This window comes from Aeromonas sp. s8, from assembly GCF_040907785.1.
Taxonomy (GTDB): domain Bacteria; phylum Pseudomonadota; class Gammaproteobacteria; order Enterobacterales; family Aeromonadaceae; genus Aeromonas; species Aeromonas veronii.
In genome coordinates this window covers 277,582-297,297 of the sequence record NZ_JBFOCL010000047.1, presented here as the reverse complement: position 1 = coordinate 297,297, position 19,716 = coordinate 277,582, and the positions used below count along the sequence as shown (strand labels likewise).

The window sequence follows — 19,716 nt, the reverse complement described above, 5'->3', positions numbered from 1 at the left end:
CGGTGGCACAATGCCCCTCTTTTTCGCGATCGCCCATACCCACAATGCCGCCACACGCTTCGTCGCTCCCAACGTCAACCGCCTCACTCACCCGCAGCCAGGTGCTTGGCTTCACTGCCCTGTTGATCCTGCCCCTGTTACTGCTCGCCACCCTGCCCTGGCAGCCTTTTCTCACCGGCTCCCTGCAATCAGGCTGGTTATGGTGGTCATACGCCCTCACCCGCATGGTCGATATTCCCGGGATCGGGGTCAGTGGCGCCCTCTTGCTGCTGCTGACCCGCTACAAACTGAGACTGGAGTGGGCCTCCTTCATTGCGCTGGGGTGTGCACTGGCGGCCCTGCTTGCCAGCGACTGGGGGCTCAAGAGCCTGATCAAGCACCTGACCGAAGAGCCCAGACCCTATCTGCTCTGGCTGGAGAGTCAGGGGCTGATCCCGGCCATCAAGCACTTCTACGCCAGTAGCGTCGATGTGCGCAGTGAACAGGTTCACGCCGCCAGCCAGTTGCTGGCCCTGCCAGAGTGGCTCGGCCACCACTGGCAGGCCGAGGTGAACTACGCCTTCCCCTCCGGCCACAGTATCGCCGCCATCAGCCTGGCCCAGTTCTTTGGCCTTATCTGGCTGGCCCGCGCCCCCACGGGCGTCTGGCTGCTGCCACTGTGGGCATTGGGAATTGGTCTGTCGCGCATGGTAATGGGGATGCACTGGCCGGTGGATGTGCTGGCCAGCGCCCTGCTGGGGTCGCTCACGGCGCTGATTGCCGCCCGCTGGTGGCTGCACAGATATTGAATCCTGCGCCATCTTGGCGCGGTATCCTGCGTGGGATGGGAGGACAAGCCTGTGCTTTTTTGCCATAATGCCGCCTCATTTTATCCCGACCGAGATCCCATGACCGACGCAGTTCATACCCTCAAGGGCCGTTTCCGTGGTTTTTACCCCGTCGTCATCGATGTTGAAACAGCCGGGTTCAACGCCAAGACCGATGCCCTGCTCGAAATCGCGGCTTACACCCTGAAAATGGATGAGCAGGGCTGGCTCGTTCCCGATCAGGTATTCCACTTTCATGTCGAGCCCTTCGAAGGGGCCAACCTGGAAAAGGCTGCGCTGGAGTTCACCGGCATCGACCCCTACAACCCGTTGCGTGGCGCTGTCTCGGAAAAAGAGGCACTGACCGAGATCTTCAAGGGGGTCCGCAAGGGGATGAAGGAGCAGGATTGCGGCCGCGCCATCATAGTGGCCCACAACGCCACCTTTGACCACGGCTTCGTGATGGCTGCCGCCGAGCGCGCTGGCCTCAAGCGCAATCCGTTCCACCCGTTTGCCACCTTCGACACCGCAGCTCTCTCCGGATTGGCGCTGGGGCAGACCGTGCTGGCCAAAGCGTGCCAGAGCGCCCGCATCCCGTTTGACAATAAAGAGGCGCACTCTGCCCTCTATGACACCGAACGCACCACAGAGCTGTTCTGTCATATCGTTAACCGCTGGAAGAGCATGGGGGGTTGGCCGCCAGCGCATCCGGATGATGACACAACCGATGCTCCTGCCGATGATGAGGGGCAAGAATAAACGGATGAAGGCTGCCACTGGCAGCCTTCGCTTTTTGGGGAAGTGATTGATTGCATAACACACCGGAAATCGCTATCAACGTCACTATCCACCGCTGCGCACGGGATGCACGGAGACAAACAGGTCACAAACCCTCATGTTGAGCAACCTTGTGCCACATGCTGCTGCGATATGAGGGGTTTGACTGATTTTTTACTCGACATTTGTCACATTTTTCGCAAACTAACTCCCCTTCACATGACAGACAGCAATAACAAACTATAAGGAAATCAAATGAATCCAGTTGTTATCGCAGTCGGGCTGATGCTGGTGCTCAGTCTGCTGCGGATCAATGTGGTGGTCTCGCTGGCGCTGGGGGCCATTGCTGGCGGCCTGGTCGGTGGGCTGTCGTTGACCGATACCCTCACCACCTTCAGCGGTGGCCTGGGCGGTGGCGCCGAGATTGCTCTCTCCTACGCCATGCTGGGCGCCTTTGCGGTTGCCATCTCCCGCTCCGGGATCACCGACCTGCTGGCCCGCAAGGTGATCAACCAGCTGGGCAAGGATGCCAGCTCGACCCGCATCATGTGGGTCAAAACCCTGCTGCTCTCTTCCGTGCTGGCCGTGGCGATCTCCTCCCAGAACCTGATCCCGGTTCACATCGCCTTTATTCCCATCCTGATCCCGCCGCTGCTGCACGTGATGGCGCAGATGCAGATCGACCGTCGTCAGGTGGCCTGTGTCATCACCTTTGGCCTGACCGCCACCTACATGGTGCTGCCGGTCGGCTTTGGTGGCATCTTCCTCAACAACATTCTGGCCAAGAACCTGATCGATAACGGCGTGCCCATCACCACCAGCCAGATCCCGCTGGCGATGGCCATTCCGGTCGCCGGTATGGTACTGGGCCTGCTGATTGCGGTATTCATCAGCTATCGCAAACCGCGCCAGTACGATCTGGCCAAGATCCTAGATGCCGAGCCCGAAGCGATCGAGCTCAACCTCACCCACATCTGGGTGGCCCTGCTGGCCATTGGCGTAGCGCTGGGGCTGCAACTGATGACCAACAGCATCGTACTGGGTGCACTGGCCGGTTTTGTCATCTTCACCTGCGGCGGCGTTATCAAGTTTCGCGAAAGCCAGGATGCCTTCACTCAGGGGGTACGGATGATGTCGCTGATCGGCTTCATCATGATCTCCGCCGCCGGTTTTGCCGCCGTGATGAAGGCAACCCACGGGGTCGACTCTCTGGTTCAGGTGGTTGCCTCAGGCATAGGCCAGCACAAAGGCATCGCCGCCTTCCTGATGCTGCTGGTGGGTCTGCTCATCACCATGGGGATCGGTTCTTCCTTCTCCACCGTGCCCATCATCGCCACCATCTATGTGCCGCTCTGCCTGCAGCTTGGCTTCTCACCGATGGCGATCATCGCCCTGGTCGGTACCGCAGGCGCGCTGGGGGATGCGGGTTCACCGGCCTCCGACTCGACGCTGGGCCCCACCTCCGGCCTCAACGCAGATGGTCAGCACGACCATATCTGGGACAGCGTGGTGCCCACCTTTATTCACTACAACATCCCGCTGGTGATCTTCGGCTGGATTGCCGCCATGGTGCTCTGATAGCCCCTCGGGCTGCGAACTCTGCACGTCACAATGCACAACAAGAAGGCGACCAGATGGTCGCCTTCTTCATTGATGCCAACCAACTACCCAGCTCGATATGAATAATGGTTGCCAGCCAGACAACGTCTCTGAGCGGCCACCTAGTCGCCACCCCTTACAACCGCCGGAGTCAGCGGGCGCAATGCTGTCACTCCCCATCCAACCACCCGCCCAAGTGCACACGTCCCAACGCTTGCCAATACAAAGAAACGGCTGCCAGCCCAGACCTATGGCAGAACGACGGATGATACCCAACCACGTCACAACCGCCTGTCGAGTAGAAAAGGTATTCTCTCTTTCCCCGACATCCAGTTATCAAATAGTGGCCATCATGCGCTCACCCATGTAACGGCTTATGCCGATCTGGCGTTCAGTAAGAACACAGGGTAAACCGCAGGCAGAAAAAAGGCCGCTCAATGAGCGGCCTTCTTCATAACGGGATCAGCAATCAGCTTTCGCGACGCTTGCCACCGAATTTGCGATCTTTGTTGAAGCCACCTTCACGGCGCTCCCCGCTCTTGTTGAACGGACGGTCACCCTGGGGACGGCGATCCTTGTTGAAAGGACGGTCGCCACGGAACGGACGATCACCACGGGGCGGGCGGCTGCTGGTGTTGCCACCGGCAGGCACTTCGGTGTAGCGGGTGATTTGCAGCGGACGCTGGCAAACACGGGCTTTCTTGATCACTTCCAGTACATCGGCGGTCATGCCTTTCGGCAGATCGACGGTAGAGAAGTCATCAGCGATGTCGATGTTGCCGATGAAGCGGCTCTCGATGTTCGCTTCGTTGGCGATGGCGCCCACGATCTGGCCCGGCTTGACACCGTGATGGGCACCCACGTCTACGCGATAGCGCTCCATCTCCACGTCCGGGTTGTCTTTCAGCGGACGCGGCTCCAGGGACGGCATGCGACGGGCAGGACGATCGCCACGGTCACCGAAGTCACGACCACCACGGTCGTTGAAGTCACGGCGCTCGAAGCCACCACGATCGTTGCCAGCGTTCAGCAGCGGATCCGGAATGGAGTCATCCAGCAGCAGCGGTTGGTCACCCTGTACCAGCTTGGCCAGTGCGGCAGCCAGCTCCAGCGGATCGGCAGAATCCTCTTCGATCAGCTCGTTTACCAGGTTGTGGTAGATCTCGAGCTCTTCACCCATCATGGTTTCGCGGATGCGCTCTTTGAACTTGGCCAGACGATGCTGGTTGATGTCCTCGGTGCTCGGCATCTTCATCGGCTCGATGGCCTGACGGGTTGCGTGCTCGATGGCGCGCAGCATACGACGCTCGCGCGGAGCGACGAACAGGATGGCTTCGCCTTTACGACCAGCACGACCGGTACGACCGATACGGTGAACGTAAGATTCGGTGTCGTACGGAATGTCGTAGTTCACTACGTGAGTGATACGCTCAACGTCCAGACCACGGGCGACAACGTCGGTGGCGATCAGGATATCCAGCTGGCCCTGGCGCAGCTTGTCGACGGTACGCTCACGCAGTTTCTGCGGGATGTCGCCGTGTAGCGCTTCACAGGCGTGACCACGGGCGGCCAGCTTGCCAGCCAGCTCTTCGGCAGCGTTCTTGGTACGTACGAATACCAGCAGGGCTTCGTAGGATTCCACTTCCAGCAGACGGGTCATGGCGTCCAGCTTGTGCAGGCCGGTTACCTGCCAGTAGCGCTGGCGAATAGTGGTCGCGGTAGCAGTCTTGGAGGCGATCTTGATCTCTTTGGGCTGCTTCAGGTGCTTCTGGGCCACGCGACGGATCTGCTCCGGCATGGTGGCAGAGAACAGGGCAACCTGACGAGTGCTCGGGCACTGCTCCATGATCCAGTCAACGTCGTCGATGAAGCCCATACGCAGCATTTCATCAGCTTCGTCCAGTACCAGTGCTTTCAGGCCGGAGAGGTCCAGGTTCTTGCGACGGATCAGGTCCATCACGCGGCCCGGAGTACCAACGACAACCTGTGCACCACGACGCAGGGCGCGGGTCTGGGTTTCGTAGGAGGCACCGCCGTAGATGGGCAGTACGTGGAAATCAGGCATGTGGTGGGCGTAGCGTTGGCACGCTTCAGCCACTTGCAGCGCCAGTTCGCGGGTAGGCGCCAGCACCAGGATCTGGGTGTTGCGGTTACCAGCTTCCAGACGAGACAACAGAGGCAAGGCAAAAGCAGCGGTCTTCCCTGTACCGGTTTGCGCCTGCCCCAGCAGATCGTGTCCCGCCATCAGGTGGGGAATTGCTGCGGCCTGGATCGGTGACGGGCGCTCATAGCCCACGTCCTGCAGCGCTTTCAATACAGGCGCGGCCAGTCCAAGCTCACTAAAAAGGGGCAGTTGTTCGGTATCAGACATAGATTCTTCCAGATTAAGGCAGGCGGCTAACACCGCGGAATAGCAAAAAGGCGGCGATTATAGCGCCACTTTGTTCTGCTGTCTTGAAAAATGTGATAAGCCTCTCAAGACGTTGGCAATTATAGAGGGATCTGACGAGTATGGCTTGCTTATTTTGCACTCATGGTGCGTTATTGCAGATCACTCCTCGCTGGAGTCCTTGCCCCGCTTGTGTTTGAGCACCGCCATGGTCAGTCGGCTGGTGCACAATAAACGCTCACGTTCGTCCCGAATTTCAATCTGCCACACTTGGGTTGTTGCTCCCAGATGGAGCGGCGTGCAACGCCCGGTCACCACCCCTTCCCGTTTGGCCCGCAGATGGTTGGCATTTACCTCCAGCCCCACACAGTAGCTATCTGGTCCCACCGCCATGTTGGCGGCAATCGAGCCCAAGGTTTCCGCCAGCACCACAGATGCGCCGCCATGTAGCATGCCAAGGGGCTGGTGAGTGCGATGATCCACTGGCATGGTCGCTTCCAGCCAATCGGCGCCAAAAGCCCTGTAGGCGATATCGAGATGGGCCATCAGGGTGTTGCGAGAGGTGGCGTTGAGCCCCTCCAGACTCATGGGTTTACGCCAGATGGGCGCAATATCGTGACTCATTGCGAGCAGACTCCTTATGTAAGCGATGAATGCGTACCGATATGAGTGAAACGCCCTCCATCGGCAAAATGGTTCTGTTATATGAGTTGTTGGTTACCGGGTGACGTGGTAACAACGCAGCCCCGACCCGGAGCTGCGTGTTACACAATCATGCCCTTAAGCGGGATGTCACCAAGGGTAGGTAACGCCGGGCCACTCGGACCAAGGCACCTCTCGCCCCGGCAAGCGGGGGGCTGGCCACTGCCACACCCTGGCGAGCCACTCGCGCAGCTGAATCTCCAGCTCTTCATCCGTGATGGGCGCCTCGGCCACCTTCCAGAAGAAGAGCTCCACCGCTACCTCCGGCAGCACCGAGGGGTAGAGATAAACCCCGCCCCAAAATTGCGGCTCCCGATCCGGGCTCCAGAGGCCATAGGCAAAGGAGCGCTTGGCCAGAAACTCCGACTGCTGCCACTCCAGATCTCCTTCGTGCTGGCTCAGGCTGAAGTTGGCTGAGGGCCAGATATCGTTCGGGCGAAACAGCTGATGGAGCTGCTCGCGCTCGCGCAACATGGCGACAAACTCCACCACAGCCTGAGCGGGGGTGGCGGGTAACAGCAAGAAACGTGGATGCCGATAGGCCTTCGGCACCCGAAACCGCTTGGGAAACGTCAGCATCAGAGCAGCTCCAGCAGGGCTTGCAATGGATGTTTGAGCTTTTCCCCCTCCATCCGCTTGACCTGACTACGGCACGAATAGCCGGTCGCCAGACAGCGCGCTTTGGGTAGACGGGCTAGCGGGTCGGCCCAGCTCAACCCATAGATGCCCTTGGAGTTCTCCACCTGTTTGACGTCGTGACCATAGGTGCCCGCCATACCGCAACAACCCACAGAGACCGGCTGCAAACTGGCCCCGAAGCGGCCAAACAGGGTGCTCCAGTCACCGTGAGTGGAGGGCTTGGCGGTCTTCTCGGTGCAGTGGGCAAAGAGATACCAGGGCTCACTCCCCTCCTCGCTCTTGGTCTTGTCGGTTCGAGCAGGCAACTGATCTACCGGCAGCGAGAGCAGCCACTCCTGTGGCAGCAACACCTGAAAATCACCGCGAGCCGACCCCAGCGCCTTGGCATACTCGTCGCGATAGCAGAGCACCATGGCCGGATCCACCCCCACCATGGGAATGCCAAGCGCCGCCACCTTGTTGAGGAACTGGGCGCTGTTGGCAGCAGTGCGGGCAAAGGCGCGCAGGAACCCCTTGATATGCTGGGGCTTACCGTTGGGTTTAAAAGGCAGCAGGTAGGGCTGAAAGCCGAGCTTGCTGGCGAGTTTCACCAGGTCGCGCACCACGGGGGCGTCGTAATAACTGGTGAAGGGGTCCTGCACGATGAGCACTACCTGCTTGCGCTGCTCGGCGCTCATGCGCTCCAGTCCCGGCAGATCAAAATAGCGGGCGCGGTTATCGTGCAGGCTCTCGGCCAAGGTCGGCACCGAGAGCAGCGGCACATCGACCATGCCGATGCTCTTCTCGGTCGCCTTCTGTGCCCACTCTTTTTCGAGGAAGAAGTTGACCAGCTTCGGCGCCTTGGCAAGCAGCGGCGCATAGCTCTCCACCGTGCCGACGAAGTAATCCTTGGGGGCGCGCAGGTAGCGGCCATGATAAAGCTGCATAAAGCGGGCGCGAAAATCGGGCACATCCACCTTGATCGGGCACTGGCTGGTGCACGCCTTGCAGGCCAGACAGCCAGCCATCGCCTCCATCACCTCGTGGGAGAAATCATACTCGCCGCGCTGTTTGGCCCAGCTGTTGCGCACCTTGTCCACCAGCTGTTTGAAGCGCACGCCACCGGATTGCAGCGCCACCTCTTCCGCCAGCGGGTCAAAGCCCTGCTCCGCCAGCTGACGCAACCATTCACGCATCAGGCCCGCCCGCCCCTTGGGGGAGTGGCGACGATCACGGCTGATCTTGACCGAGGGGCACATGGGGGAGTCAGTCTCGAAGGTGAAGCAGAGACCGTTGCCGTTGCAATCCATGGCGCGGGTGTAGCTGGTGCGCACCGCGAGCGGGATCTGGCGGTCATACTTGCCGCGCTTGGGCCCATCCACCGACACCAGCTCGGCGCCGCTACCGTAGGGGATACAGATCTTGCCCGGGTTGATGCGGTTGGTCGGGTCGAACGCCCCCTTGACCCGCTGCAGCTCTTCCCACAGCTCGCCAAAGAAGGCGGGGCTGTATTCGGAGCGAAAGCCCTTGCCGTGCTCGCCCCACATCAGGCCGCCATATTTGGCGGTGAGCGCCACCACCTGATCGGAGATGCGGCGCAGCAGCACCTCCTGCTCCGGGTCACACAAGTCGAGCGCCGGGCGCACGTGCAGCACACCGGCATCGACGTGGCCGAACATGCCGTAGTCGAGGCCGTGGGCGTCGAGCAGGGCACGAAACTCCATGATGAAATCGGCCAGAGATTCGGGCGGCACCGCGGTATCTTCGGTAAAGGCCACCGGCTTCTTGCGACCTTCGGCATTGCCCAGCAGCCCCACCGACTTCTTGCGCATGGTGTAGATGGTCTCGATGCTCGGCAGGTGGTCACACACCTGATAGCCGATGATCCCCGCCTCGCCCTTGGCCAGCAGCGCATCGATACGGCGACAGAGCTCCGCCACCTTGGCCCTGTGTTCTGCCCCGTCGGTATCGGCAAACTCGACGATATTGAGCCCCTGCAGATCCTTGCCGGGCACATCCTGAATAAGTTCTTTCACCGAATGCCAGATGATGTCGGCGCGGGCCAGCCCGAGCACCCGGGAGTCTACCGTTTCCACCGACAGCGCCTGGGCCTGCACCATAAAGGGGGCATTGCGCAAGGCGGAGGGGAAACTGTCGTACTTGACGTTGACGAGCGTCCGGTAGCGCGGGATTGGCGTGATATTGAGTTTGGCTTCGGTGATAAAGCCGAGAGACCCTTCAGATCCGCACAGCACCCGGCTGACATCCAGCGTGTCGGTATCGGGTTGATAGAGGTGCTTGAGATCGTAGCCGGTCAGAAAGCGGTTGAGCTTGGGGAAGGTCGCCTCGATGTCGGCTCGGCGCTCCTTGCCGATGCGATAGAGGGTGCGATAGATCTCCCCTTCCCGACTCTCCAGCGCCAGCTTGTCGGCCAGTCGCTCACCGGTCAGCGGCTCGGTGGCCATGATGTCGCCATTCTCCAGCACGGCTTTGAGGCCGAGCACGTGATCCGAGGTTTTGCCGTAAACCAGCGACCCCTGCCCCGAGGCGTCGGTGTTGATCATGCCCCCTAAGGTGGCGCGATTGGAGGTGGAGAGATCCGGCGAGAAGAAGTAACCGTGGGGCTTGAGATAGGCGTTGAGCTGGTCTTTCACCACCCCGGCCTGGGCTCGCACCCACCCCTCCTCCAGATTAATTTCCATGATCTGGTTCATATAACGGGAGAGATCGACGATAATGCCGCCGCCCAATGACTGGCCATTGGTGCCTGTACCGCCACCGCGAGGGAAAAAACTCAGGGAGGCGAACGCCGGCTCTGCGGCCAGCTTGAGCATTGCTGCTATGTCGTCCGCACTGCGCGGATAGAGAACCGCCTGAGGTACTACCTGATAGACGCTGTTATCCGTCGCCATCGCCAACCGGCTTGCATAAGACTTTTCGATATCACCACGAAATGCGCTGCGCTCTAGCAACTCAAGAAACTGCAGGGTTGCGGGTGACAAACTGTCCTGGTAATCGAGTCTCGGGATCATGAATCCTTGTTCCCATCCTTTGCTTGATGCCGGCACGCCGGCGACAACGACTGGCCAGCCGCCTGTCAATGGCAGTCAGGCCAGTCCGCTCACATGTGAGCGGGCAGTATATCAGCTAGAAAACCGCTTGCGCTTGGCAATATTCACCATTTGAAAGGAGGACTTTTATGGCTCACCACAGCCATGTTATCAGTACGCTGGTCACCACCGAAAAACAGGCGCTTACCCTGTCGCTGTTCGGTTGTATCACCTTTGCCATCTTCGGCATCGGCTACGGCCTCTTCGTCGGTTCCAACGCCATCATGCTCGATGGTATCTTCACCCTGTTCAGCATGGGCATGACAGGCCTCGGTCTTGTTACCGCCTATCTCGTTACCCGCCCTTCCGATGCGCGCTTCCAGTATGGCTACGCCCACTTCGAGCCCATCACCAACGTCATCAATGGCACCATTATTCTGCTGCTCTGCCTTGGCGCTCTCTATAGCGGCATCACCACCCTGCTGGAGGGAGGACGGGAGATCGATCTCGGCCACGCTCTCATCTATGCCGCCGTCTCCACCTTCTTCTGCGCCATCATCTATCGTATCGAAGCCCAGGTCGCCGAGCAGGTAGACTCCGAGCTGGTGCGGGTCGACTCCAAGGAATGGCTGGTGGATACCCTGCTCAGCGCCACTCTGCTGATTGGCTTTGTGGTCGCCATCGGCCTCGATGCCATCGGCTACGGCCAATACAACCGCTACATAGACCCGGTGCTGGTCTCGCTGCTGGCCCTCTGCGCCACCCTCATTCCCATCAAGGTGCTCGGTCGCAACCTGCGGGAAGTGTTGAAGATCGCCCCCAAGGGGGATGTGCCACGGCAAGTCGAGCAGGAGATCGAGGCGCTGCGCCAGCGCCACGGCATCGAGTGCTACAGCCATCTGGCCAAAAGCGGTCGTCGCTTCGATCTGGAATTGAACATTCTGGTGGCGCCGGGTCAGGAGTGGCCCGTCGAACGTCAGGATGCCCTGCGTCAGGAGCTCTGGTCTCGCCTTGGCGACACCCTGGGGGATGCCTGGCTCTCGGTCTGTTTCACCCGCGAAAAGCGCTGGTTGTAACGACCGCATGGGGGAGCGTGGCACCGCCGCCTCCCCCTGTCGCATCACAACCCCATCACGCCCCACTGACACTGCTCTTGCCAAATTGGCGCCAGCCGCTATCATCAGGGCTCATTTTTCACCCGAGGTTTTATTGCCCATCATGGACAATCCCCGAAGTTGCCCTTCGTCTCTCTCTGTCAAAGCCTATCTTTTTCTGCTTAATCAGCGCCTCTGAATAACACCTTTGCCTTGCTGTTACTGCGGCCATCGTGCGCCGTGATCACTCTCTGCTCTGTCTGTTTTTATTGAGGTCATACAATGGAATTGCTGCTGGATCCCCATATCTGGATTGGTCTGTTTACCCTGATCATTCTGGAAATCGTGCTGGGGATCGACAACCTGGTCTTTATCGCCATCCTGGTGAAAAAACTGCCCCCCGCCCAACGGGACAAGGCGCGCATTATCGGCCTGTCGCTGGCCCTGCTGATGCGACTAGGACTTCTGAGCGTCATGTCATGGCTGGTCACCCTGACCACCCCGATTTTGCACCTGTGGGATCACCCCTTCTCCGGTCGGGACCTGATCCTGATGGGGGGCGGCCTGTTCCTGCTGTTCAAGGCCACCTCCGAGCTGCACGAGCGGCTGGAAGCCAAACCTCAGGATGACGGCCCTGTCGGCGCCTACGCCAGCTTCGGCGTGGTGATCGCCCAAATTCTGGTGCTCGATGCGGTCTTCTCGCTCGACTCCATCATCACCGCCGTCGGCATGGTGGAACACTTGGGTGTGATGATGGCCGCCGTGACCATCGCCATGGTGGTGATGGTGCTCGCCTCCAAGCCGCTGACCCGCTTCGTCAACGCCCACCCTACCGTGGTGGTGCTCTGTCTGAGCTTCCTGCTGATGATCGGCTTCAGCCTGGTGGCGGAAGGATTCGGCTTCCATATTCCGAAGGGCTACCTCTACGCAGCCATCGGCTTCTCGGTGCTGATCGAGTTTTTCAACCAGCTGGCCCAGCGCAGCGCCATGCGTCACGAATCCAAACAGCCCCTGCGCGAGCGCACCACCGCCGCCATCTTCAAATTGATGGGCAGCAAGGCCTATCAGGATCAGCCGGATGACGATCTGGATGCCCCGGCCGTAGCGCCGGTGAGCTTTGGCGAGGAGGAGCGCTATATGGTGACCGGCGTGCTGTCGCTGGCCGAGCGCTCCATTCGCACCATCATGACCCCGCGCTCGGAGATGGCCTGGATCGATATCAACGATTCCAGCGACGAGATCCGCGCCCTGCTGCAGCGCGAGCCCCACAGCCTGTTCCCTATCTGTGACGGGGATCTGGACGAGGTGATCGGAGTGGTCAAGGCGCGCGACCTGCTGTTTGCCTTGAACGAAGGGCAATCTTTGAGCGAACTGGCCAAGCAGAACGATCCCATTATCGTGCCGCAGACCATCAACGTGATCCGCCTGCTGGCGGAGCTGCGCAAGGCGAAGGGGAGCCTTATTCTGGTCTCCGACGAGTTTGGCGTGATCCAGGGGCTGGTCACCACCCACGATCTGCTGGAGGCCATCGTTGGCGAGCTGCCGGACGAAGACGAAACCCCGGATATCGTGCGCGATGGCGAAGGGTGGCTGATCAATGGCAGCACCAACATCCACCATGTGGAACAGGTGCTGGAGCACGAGGGGCTGGTGAGCGAGAGCGATGAATACGTGACCCTGGCGGGCATGCTGCTCTCCCACTTCGGCACTCTGCCCACCCCGGGTCAGCAGTTGCAACTGCAGCAGCTCAACTTCGAGGTGATCGAGGTGAGCGAGCGGCGCATCGAGCGGGTATGGGTGATGCCGGTCGCTGGCTAATCGAGCCGCAACGCAATCATGAGAAGAGGGCCTGCGAGCCCTCTTTTTTTATTCGCCTTTCATTTGCATGTGATGCACCGATTGCAACACCCTCTCTGCCCCGCCAGCCATCCGCCGCGACGTTCATCCGCAGTCAGTCGCGATTGCTGCATTCAGTGCAATTCAATGGTGCAATTACCCCTCTTTGTTGCAACGCTATTGGCGGCTAGAGTCACCCTCAATCCCACCATGAGGAACTCAAGATGAGCCACGATCACCTGTTTTGCCCGCAGCGACTGGGTCAGCTGCACCTTGCCAACCGCATCGTTATGCCCCCCATGACCCGCTCCCGTGCCAGTCAGCCGGGTGATGTGGCCAACGCCATGATGGCCAGCTACTACGCCCAGCGCGCCGAGGCGGGCCTGATCATCAGCGAAGGCACCCAAATCGACCCCATGGGCAAGGGCTATGCCTGGACGCCGGGGATCTACAGTGCCGAGCAGATCGCTGGCTGGAAGCTTGTGACCGATGCAGTGCATGCCAAGGGGGGCACCATCTTCGCCCAGCTCTGGCACGTGGGCCGGGTCACCCATCCCGACAACATCGGCGGCGCCCAGCCCATCTCCGCTTCAGCCCTACCCGCCGTGGGCGTCAAGGTGTTCGTCGATAACGGCAGCGATGCGCCGGGCTTTGTCGAGACCGTCACCCCGCGTGCCATGACCCAGGCCGATATCGATGCGGTAGTGGGACAGTTCCGTCAGGCGGCCCGCAACGCCATCAGCGCCGGTTTTGACGGCATCGAGCTGCACGCCGCCAACGGTTATCTGATCAACCAGTTCCTCGACTCCGAATCCAACGCCCGCACCGACAGTTATGGCGGATCGCTGGAAAACCGGCTGCGCTTTCTCAAAGAGGTGACCGAGGCGGTCAGTAGCGAAATCGGCGCCGATCGGGTTGGGGTGCGTCTTGCGCCGCTCACCACCCTCAACGGCACAGTCGATGCCAATCCGCAGGAGACCTATCTGGCGGCCGCCCGCATGCTGGGCCAGCTCAACGTGGTCTACCTGCACATTGCCGAAGCGGACTGGGACGATGCCCCCCTGATGCCAGAGAACTTCAAGCTGGGTCTGCGGGATACCTTCCCCAACACCCTGATCTACGCCGGTAAATATGATGGTGATCGCGCACGCGCCGCCCTCGAAGCGGGCTGGGCCGACATGATTGGCTTTGGTCGCCCCTTCGTTGCCAACCCGGATCTGCCGAATCGGCTGCGCCACGGCTATCCGCTGGCCCCCCACGATCCGGCCACCCTGTTTGGCGGCGGCGAGAAAGGGCTGACCGATTACCCCGTCTACCAAGCCGAGGACGCAACCGCCAACCGCTGATTGCCGATGACCAATCGGCCACGTAACGCAGGCCCCACAGGTTGGGGCCTGCCGTATTGTTGCGCATTAGCAACAGTGATATGACTGACCGAATCATTGCTGCAATGATCTCGTTGTTCTCTCCCCTCGCTTTCACAAGGAGTCATCATGAATCACACCCAAGCCTGGTGCTGGCATGCCCCCGGTGAACCGACCCAGCTTACCCTCGTCGACCTGCCCCTGGCACCGCTCGCCCCTGACGAGGTACTGGTGGCAAACCGGGTTATCGCCTTCAATCCGGTGGACTGGAAGCTGATCGAATATGGCCACTCCAACTGGCAGGATGGTCAAGTGCCCGGCGTCGATGGCATGGGCACTATCGTGGCCCTCGGTGCCAACGTCAGCCATCTGCGCCCCGGTACCCGGGTCGCCTATCACACCGATCTGCGCCACCACGGCAGCTTTGCCCGTCACACCCGGGTACCAGCCCGCGCCCTGCTGCCAGTGCCCGATGCCCTGAGTGACGAGGCGGCCGCCACCCTGCCCTGTCCCGGCCTCACCGCGTGGCAGGCGCTGGCCAAGTTGCCGCGCCTGCACGGGGAAGCGCTGCTTATCACAGGTGCCGGCAGCAGTGTCGGCCGCTTTGCAGTGCAGCTCGCCCTCAAGCAGGGGGCGCGGGTCTTTGCCAGCGCCAGCTCACGCCACCATCACTGGCTCAAACAGATCGGCGTGCAGGGGGTGGCCGATTATCGGGATCCCGACTGGCTGGTCACCTTGCAGGTGGCCAACGGCAACGAGCCGTTCGAGGGGATCATCGATCTGGTCTCCAGCCAGCAGGCAGAGAGCCTGCTGCCCGCCCTTGGCTACTACGGTCACATGGTGACTGTGCTCGGGCGCATCCCGCACAATCCGTTGCCCGCCTTTAGCCATTGCCACTCATTGCACGAGATTGCGCTTGGCGCCCAGCACCCCTTTGGCACCGACAAGCAGTGGAGCCGACTGGTGGCCGCCGGTGTCGCCATGATGGCACAGATGGCGAGCGGCGAGCTGACCCTGCCGCCGCTGGTGGTGGGCGACTTTGAGGCACTGCCGACCCTGCTTGAGCGCTTCAAGCGCGAAGGACAGGGTGAGAAGTTTCTGGTGCGAGTGGCATAACGCTGACCTTCCCTGATAACCACACCGACCATTGAAACGAAAGAGGCCCGCCAGTGATGGCGGGCCTCTCTTTATATAGTGCATGTCATCTCGACTTCATTGACTCCTGACTCAATGCAGGATCACCCCGTGAGTTGCGGCATAACTGCGGATCGCCCGGGTCAGCCGCGCCTTGTCGACCAGAGAGAGCCAGCTCGCTTCAACGGCATTGAGCGACAAGCGGCAGAGCTGACTCATGGTCGCGCCAAGGCCATCGGCCAGTGCCGCAAAGTTGGCCCCCATGTAACCACCGAAGTAAGCGGGATCGTCGGAGTTGATGGTGACGCAGAGTCCCTGCTCCAGCAGCCGCAACACATTGTGCTGGGCCATATTGCCGAACACCTTGAGCCGGGTGTTGGAGAGGGGGCATACGGTAAGCGGCAGCCGGGTGTCGGCCAGATAGCGCAGCAACTCGGGATCATCGGCCGAGCGCACTCCGTGATCAATACGGCATACCTGCAGCTCGTTGATCGCCTGCCAAATGTAGTCAGCAGGCCCCTCTTCACCTGCATGGGCCACCACCGGCAGCCCCAGCTCGCGGCATTTGGCAAAGACCCGGGCAAACTTGGTCGGCGGGTTGCCCTTTTCACCCGAATCGAGGCCGATACCGTGAATGCGTGACAGGAAGGGCTCCGCCTCCTCCAACGTAGCGAACGCCTCCTCTTCGCTCAGGTGGCGCAAAAAGCTCATGATAAGGCGCCAGCTGATGCCAAACTCCTTCTCCCCGGTCTGCAGCGCCCGCTCGATACCGCCCAGCACGGTAGCAAAGGAGATACCGCGGGCAGTGTGGGTCTGCGGGTCGAAGAAGATCTCCACATGCACCACCTTGTCGGCAGCGCAACGCTCAAGATAGGCCCAGGTGAGGTCGAAGAAATCCTGCTCGGTCACCAGCACGCTGGCACCGCGATAGTAGAGGTCGAGAAAGGATTGCAGGCAGTCAAAGTCATAGGCGGCGCGCACGCTGGCCACATCGGGCCAGGGCAACGGGATATTATTGCGGCGACCCAGCTCAAACATCAGCTCGGGTTCGAGGCTGCCCTCGATATGTAGGTGCAGCTCCAGTTTCGGCAGTCCGGCGATAAATTGCGCGGCGGTGAGGTGTTCGGGGGTGACTGGCTTGGGAATCGGGGTGTCCATAGCGACGGCTCCATCAGCAAAGTGATCCGGCGTCAGCCCCTCCACCAGACTGACCCGACGGCAGCTTTATTGTGCACCGAAGTGGCGAGACAGGGGAGACTTGTCATCAAACAGACTTATAATGGCGTCACAAAAATCATAAATGATTGAACATCTTAACGATTGGCGGCTCGCCTGCGCCCTGACAAGGAGTTTTCATGAAGAAGAACGTCATCTGCGATATCGACGGTGTCATCCTGCACAACAACGATCTCATCCCCGGTGCCGACCGTTTCGTCCATCGCCTGCTGGAGCAGGGCAGCAAGCTCTTGTTCCTTACCAACTACCCGGCCCAGACCCAGAAAGATCTGCAAAACCGCTTCCGCTCCGCCGGGATCGAAGTGCCGGAGGAGTGCTTCTATACCTCCGCCATGGGCACCGCCGACTTCCTCAAGCGTCAGGATGGCAAGAAGGCTTATGTGATCGGCGAAGGGGCGCTGACCCACGAGCTCTACAAGGCCGGTTTCACCATCACCGATATCGACCCGGACTTCGTGGTAGTGGGCGAGACCCGCAACTACAACTGGACCATGATGCAACAGGGCGCCAAGTTCGTCGATCAGGGGGCCCGCTTTATCGCCACCAACCCCGATACCCACGGCCCCATGATGCACCCGGCCTGCGGCGCCCTGTGCGCCCCCATCGAGCGGATGACAGGCAAGAAGCCGTTCTATGTCGGCAAACCGAGCGCCTGGATCATCCGTGCGGCGCTCAACCGGATGGAGGCCCACTCGGACGACACCATCATCATCGGCGACAACCTGCGCACCGACATTCTGGCGGGCTTTCAGGCCGGTCTCGAGACGGTGCTGGTGCTCTCCGGGGTGAGCAAGGTCGCCGATATCGACCGCATGCCGTTTCGCCCGAACCATATTTTCGACTCCGTGGTCGACATCGATATCGTCTAATCACCACCCAAGCGTTAAACAGGGCAGGTCTCTCCTGCCCTTGCAGGATCTGTTATGGAACCCATTCTGATCGCCGTGGCCTTTGGCTGCGGCATGCTGGTCAATCTGATTGGCCTGCCCCCCCTGCTCGGCTTTCTGGCCGCCGGTTTTATCCTCAACGGCATGGGATATGAAAATACCCCCGCCCTGAGCGAGGTGGCCGATCTCGGCGTCACCCTGCTGCTGTTCACCATCGGCCTCAAGCTCAATATCAAGACCCTGATGCGGCGCGATGTGTGGGGCACCACCAGCCTGCACCTGCTGCTCTCCACCCTGCTCTTTACCGTGGTGCTGCTGGTCTGCAAGGGAGTGGGGCTTGAACTTGCCCTCTCTCTGGACTGGAAGCTGGCGCTGCTGCTGGGCTTTGCCCTCTCCTTCTCCAGCACCGTCTTCGCGGTCAAGGTATTGGAAGATCGCAGCGACATGAACGCCCTCTACGCCCGTATCGCCATCGGCGTGCTGGTGATGCAGGATGTATTCGCAGTGGCGTTTCTGGCCTTCTCCAGCGGCAAGTGGCCCAGTATCTGGGCGCTCTGGGTACTGGGATTGCCGCTGCTGCGCCCGCTGCTGTTCAAGCTCTTGGAGCGTGCCGGGCACGGCGAGCTGCAGGTGCTGTTCGGAGTATTTCTGGCACTGGTGGTCGGGGCTGCCGGTTTTGAAGTAGTCGGCCTCAAGCCGGATCTGGGAGCCCTCATCATCGGCATGCTGCTCGCCTCTCATCCGGCTGCTGCAGGGCTTGCAAAGGCGCTCTTCAACCTCAAAGACCTCTTTCTGGTCTGCTTCTTTCTCACCATCGGCCTCAACGGCCTGCCGACCCACGACACCATGCTGCTGGCACTGGCGCTGGTGCTGGCCCTGCCGCTCAAAAGTGTCCTCTATTATCTGGTCTACAGCGGCGCTCACCTGCGGGTGCGTACCGCGCTGCTCTCGACCCTGGCGCTCACCAATTTCTCGGAGTTTGGCCTGATCGTCGCCGCCATCGCCGCCAAGGCGGGCTGGCTCTCCCACGAGTGGCTGGTGGCGGTCTCGCTGGCGCTGGCGGCGAGCTTTATGATCTCCGCCCCGCTCAATGCCCAGAGCGAGCGCATTTACCACCGCATCGGCCACTGGCTGCGGGGATTGCAGGCAAGCAACCTCCATCCGGAAGACAGGCCCATCGAGCTGGGCGATGCGGAGGTGATCATCCTCGGTATGGGGCGGATCGGTCAGGGGGCCTACTTCGAGCTGGAGAACAAGTACGGCAACGTCATCCTCGGGGTGGAGAACGACAGCGAGAAGCTGCCCACCCTGCGTGCCCAGGGGATGAACGTCATCGAGGGGGATGCCACCGATACCGACTTCTGGGACAAGGTGCTGCTCTCCAATCAGGTCAATCTGGTGCTGCTGGCCATGCCCCACCACTCGGGGAATCTCTACGCCATCGAGAAGCTGCGCAGCCACGGGTTCAACGGCAAGATCGCGGCTATCGTCCGCTTCGAGGATGATATCGCCTCCTTGCAGGAGCAGGGGGTGGATGCGGTGTTCAACGTCTACAACGAAGCGGGCAGCGGCTTTGCCCGTCATGTGATCCGCCGCTTGCAGCCGCTTTGAGTCGTCGGCCAGCAGCCCTTGGCAAGGGAATGCGCATCGTTTAAGTTATGCACAACCTCGTTTAATAAAACAAACAAACGCGGGCCGGGATGGCCCCGCGTTCCTATCTGCCGAAGCCAAGGAGGCACCATGAAGACCCTCAACGACTGGATCCTGCTCGACCGCCACGAGGCGGCCCCTACCCCGCTGATGCCTGCCCCCGAGCGCATTAAAGCGGGCAACCCGAGCCAGACGGTGTGGAACCACTACTCCGACCCCCGCCAGCAGTTTCACGTCGGCTTCTGGGCTTGCGAGCCCGGCCGCTGGGCCATCCACTACACCGAACACGAGTATTGCCAGCTGCTGGAGGGGGATGTGGTGATCCATGACAATCTGGGCGGCCAGCTGGCCCTCAAACCCGGCGATCAATTCGTCATTCCAGCCGGTTTTGTCGGAGAGTGGGAGACCCTCACCCCCTGTCGCAAGGTCTACGTCATCTTCGAACCCGCCTCGACTTGACGTTCACGTCACCCTGCCCCGTTGCAGCAGCCCTTATCCTGTTGATCCGCTTGACGCTTACGGCATGATTTTCTGCGGTTTTCCCGCTTGCAAAAGGTTTTTCCGCTAGGCATTG

15 protein-coding genes are annotated in these 19,716 nt (G+C 60.6%); 10 read left to right on the top strand and 5 right to left on the bottom strand.

All coding sequences use genetic code 11. The features are described 5' to 3' along the window. Window positions 1-44 precede the first annotated feature (44 nt). The 3 genes from AB5Y86_RS17355 (at window position 45) to AB5Y86_RS17345 (ending at window position 3,161) form a co-directional block, all read left to right on the top strand. Window positions 45-788: a phosphatase PAP2 family protein gene (locus AB5Y86_RS17355; RefSeq protein ID WP_368193571.1), complete on the top strand. Its 744-nt coding sequence runs from the start codon at window positions 45-47 to the stop codon at window positions 786-788. Window positions 789-887: 99 nt separating this feature from the next. Then, window positions 888-1,565, top strand: a complete 678-nt coding sequence (gene rnt / locus AB5Y86_RS17350) for a ribonuclease T (protein WP_368193570.1) — start codon at window positions 888-890, stop codon at window positions 1,563-1,565. Window positions 1,566-1,838: 273 nt separating this feature from the next. Further along, complete coding sequence (locus tag AB5Y86_RS17345; RefSeq protein WP_128835913.1) at window positions 1,839-3,161, top strand: Na+/H+ antiporter family protein; 1,323 nt, start codon at window positions 1,839-1,841, stop codon at window positions 3,159-3,161. 490 nt (window positions 3,162-3,651) lie between these two features. On the opposite strand, the gene AB5Y86_RS17340 is transcribed toward AB5Y86_RS17345, so the two are convergent. From AB5Y86_RS17340 to AB5Y86_RS17325, 4 genes are all read right to left on the bottom strand, one after another. Next, window positions 3,652-5,553, bottom strand: a complete 1,902-nt coding sequence (locus AB5Y86_RS17340) for a DEAD/DEAH box helicase (protein WP_005337260.1) — start codon at window positions 5,551-5,553, stop codon at window positions 3,652-3,654. 180 nt (window positions 5,554-5,733) lie between these two features. Then, window positions 5,734-6,195, bottom strand: a complete 462-nt coding sequence (locus AB5Y86_RS17335) for a hotdog fold thioesterase (RefSeq protein ID WP_368193569.1) — start codon at window positions 6,193-6,195, stop codon at window positions 5,734-5,736. A 168-nt stretch (window positions 6,196-6,363) separates the two neighbouring features. Continuing rightward, window positions 6,364-6,852: a hypothetical protein gene (locus AB5Y86_RS17330; RefSeq protein ID WP_368193568.1), complete on the bottom strand. Its 489-nt coding sequence runs from the start codon at window positions 6,850-6,852 to the stop codon at window positions 6,364-6,366. After that, window positions 6,852-9,923 carry an FAD-binding and (Fe-S)-binding domain-containing protein gene (locus AB5Y86_RS17325; protein WP_368193567.1) on the bottom strand — a complete coding sequence of 1,024 codons (3,072 nt, stop codon included), beginning with the start codon at window positions 9,921-9,923 and terminating at the stop codon, window positions 6,852-6,854. The genes AB5Y86_RS17330 and AB5Y86_RS17325 overlap by 1 nt, the downstream gene beginning before the upstream one ends. 167 nt (window positions 9,924-10,090) lie before the next feature. Between AB5Y86_RS17325 and AB5Y86_RS17320 the strand changes: the two genes are divergently transcribed. The 4 genes from AB5Y86_RS17320 to AB5Y86_RS17305 all read left to right on the top strand — a co-directional run bounded on the left by AB5Y86_RS17320 (window position 10,091) and on the right by AB5Y86_RS17305 (window position 15,351). Continuing rightward, window positions 10,091-11,017, top strand: a complete 927-nt coding sequence (locus AB5Y86_RS17320; protein WP_042080468.1) for a cation diffusion facilitator family transporter — start codon at window positions 10,091-10,093, stop codon at window positions 11,015-11,017. A 300-nt stretch (window positions 11,018-11,317) separates the two neighbouring features. Further along, window positions 11,318-12,853, top strand: coding sequence for a TerC family protein (locus AB5Y86_RS17315; RefSeq protein ID WP_368193566.1), 1,536 nt, complete (start codon window positions 11,318-11,320; stop codon window positions 12,851-12,853). A 242-nt stretch (window positions 12,854-13,095) separates the two neighbouring features. Continuing rightward, on the top strand, window positions 13,096-14,217 hold the full coding sequence (locus AB5Y86_RS17310) for an alkene reductase (protein ID WP_368193564.1): 1,122 nt from the start codon (window positions 13,096-13,098) through the stop codon (window positions 14,215-14,217). Between the two features lie 147 nt (window positions 14,218-14,364). Further along, window positions 14,365-15,351, top strand: coding sequence for a zinc-binding dehydrogenase (locus AB5Y86_RS17305; RefSeq protein ID WP_368193562.1), 987 nt, complete (start codon window positions 14,365-14,367; stop codon window positions 15,349-15,351). A gap of 111 nt (window positions 15,352-15,462) precedes the next feature. Here the strand turns inward: AB5Y86_RS17305 and AB5Y86_RS17300 are convergent, their stop codons facing one another. Then, the gene (locus tag AB5Y86_RS17300) at window positions 15,463-16,527 is read right to left on the bottom strand and encodes an adenosine deaminase (RefSeq protein ID WP_368193560.1); all 1,065 of its coding nucleotides are present in this window, start codon (window positions 16,525-16,527) and stop codon (window positions 15,463-15,465) included. A 197-nt stretch (window positions 16,528-16,724) separates the two neighbouring features. Between AB5Y86_RS17300 and AB5Y86_RS17295 the strand changes: the two genes are divergently transcribed. The 3 genes from AB5Y86_RS17295 to AB5Y86_RS17285 all read left to right on the top strand — a co-directional run bounded on the left by AB5Y86_RS17295 (window position 16,725) and on the right by AB5Y86_RS17285 (window position 19,601). Continuing rightward, entirely contained in the window at window positions 16,725-17,474 is a 750-nt protein-coding gene (locus AB5Y86_RS17295; RefSeq protein WP_005337281.1) for an HAD-IIA family hydrolase, read from the top strand. 54 nt (window positions 17,475-17,528) lie between these two features. Then, window positions 17,529-19,103 (top strand): cation:proton antiporter, encoded by a 1,575-nt coding sequence (locus AB5Y86_RS17290; RefSeq protein ID WP_368193558.1) that lies wholly within the window; start codon window positions 17,529-17,531, stop codon window positions 19,101-19,103. 129 nt (window positions 19,104-19,232) lie between these two features. Further along, a complete protein-coding gene (locus AB5Y86_RS17285) occupies window positions 19,233-19,601 on the top strand; it encodes a cupin domain-containing protein (RefSeq protein WP_216979005.1) in 369 nt (122 codons plus the stop codon). Window positions 19,602-19,716 lie beyond the last annotated feature (115 nt).

What these genes read in the sequence shown, in the direction of transcription:
- AB5Y86_RS17355 (WP_368193571.1), top strand. Translation starts at nt 45, where the DNA reads ATGCCGCCACACGCTTCGTCGCTCCCAACGTCAACCGCCTCACTCACC.
- rnt (WP_368193570.1), top strand. Translation starts at nt 888, where the DNA reads ATGACCGACGCAGTTCATACCCTCAAGGGCCGTTTCCGTGGTTTTTAC.
- AB5Y86_RS17345 (WP_128835913.1), top strand. Translation starts at nt 1,839, where the DNA reads ATGAATCCAGTTGTTATCGCAGTCGGGCTGATGCTGGTGCTCAGTCTG.
- AB5Y86_RS17340 (WP_005337260.1), bottom strand. Translation starts at nt 5,553, where the DNA reads ATGTCTGATACCGAACAACTGCCCCTTTTTAGTGAGCTTGGACTGGCC.
- AB5Y86_RS17335 (WP_368193569.1), bottom strand. Translation starts at nt 6,195, where the DNA reads ATGAGTCACGATATTGCGCCCATCTGGCGTAAACCCATGAGTCTGGAG.
- AB5Y86_RS17330 (WP_368193568.1), bottom strand. Translation starts at nt 6,852, where the DNA reads ATGCTGACGTTTCCCAAGCGGTTTCGGGTGCCGAAGGCCTATCGGCAT.
- AB5Y86_RS17325 (WP_368193567.1), bottom strand. Translation starts at nt 9,923, where the DNA reads ATGATCCCGAGACTCGATTACCAGGACAGTTTGTCACCCGCAACCCTG.
- AB5Y86_RS17320 (WP_042080468.1), top strand. Translation starts at nt 10,091, where the DNA reads ATGGCTCACCACAGCCATGTTATCAGTACGCTGGTCACCACCGAAAAA.
- AB5Y86_RS17315 (WP_368193566.1), top strand. Translation starts at nt 11,318, where the DNA reads ATGGAATTGCTGCTGGATCCCCATATCTGGATTGGTCTGTTTACCCTG.
- AB5Y86_RS17310 (WP_368193564.1), top strand. Translation starts at nt 13,096, where the DNA reads ATGAGCCACGATCACCTGTTTTGCCCGCAGCGACTGGGTCAGCTGCAC.
- AB5Y86_RS17305 (WP_368193562.1), top strand. Translation starts at nt 14,365, where the DNA reads ATGAATCACACCCAAGCCTGGTGCTGGCATGCCCCCGGTGAACCGACC.
- AB5Y86_RS17300 (WP_368193560.1), bottom strand. Translation starts at nt 16,527, where the DNA reads ATGGACACCCCGATTCCCAAGCCAGTCACCCCCGAACACCTCACCGCC.
- AB5Y86_RS17295 (WP_005337281.1), top strand. Translation starts at nt 16,725, where the DNA reads ATGAAGAAGAACGTCATCTGCGATATCGACGGTGTCATCCTGCACAAC.
- AB5Y86_RS17290 (WP_368193558.1), top strand. Translation starts at nt 17,529, where the DNA reads ATGGAACCCATTCTGATCGCCGTGGCCTTTGGCTGCGGCATGCTGGTC.
- AB5Y86_RS17285 (WP_216979005.1), top strand. Translation starts at nt 19,233, where the DNA reads ATGAAGACCCTCAACGACTGGATCCTGCTCGACCGCCACGAGGCGGCC.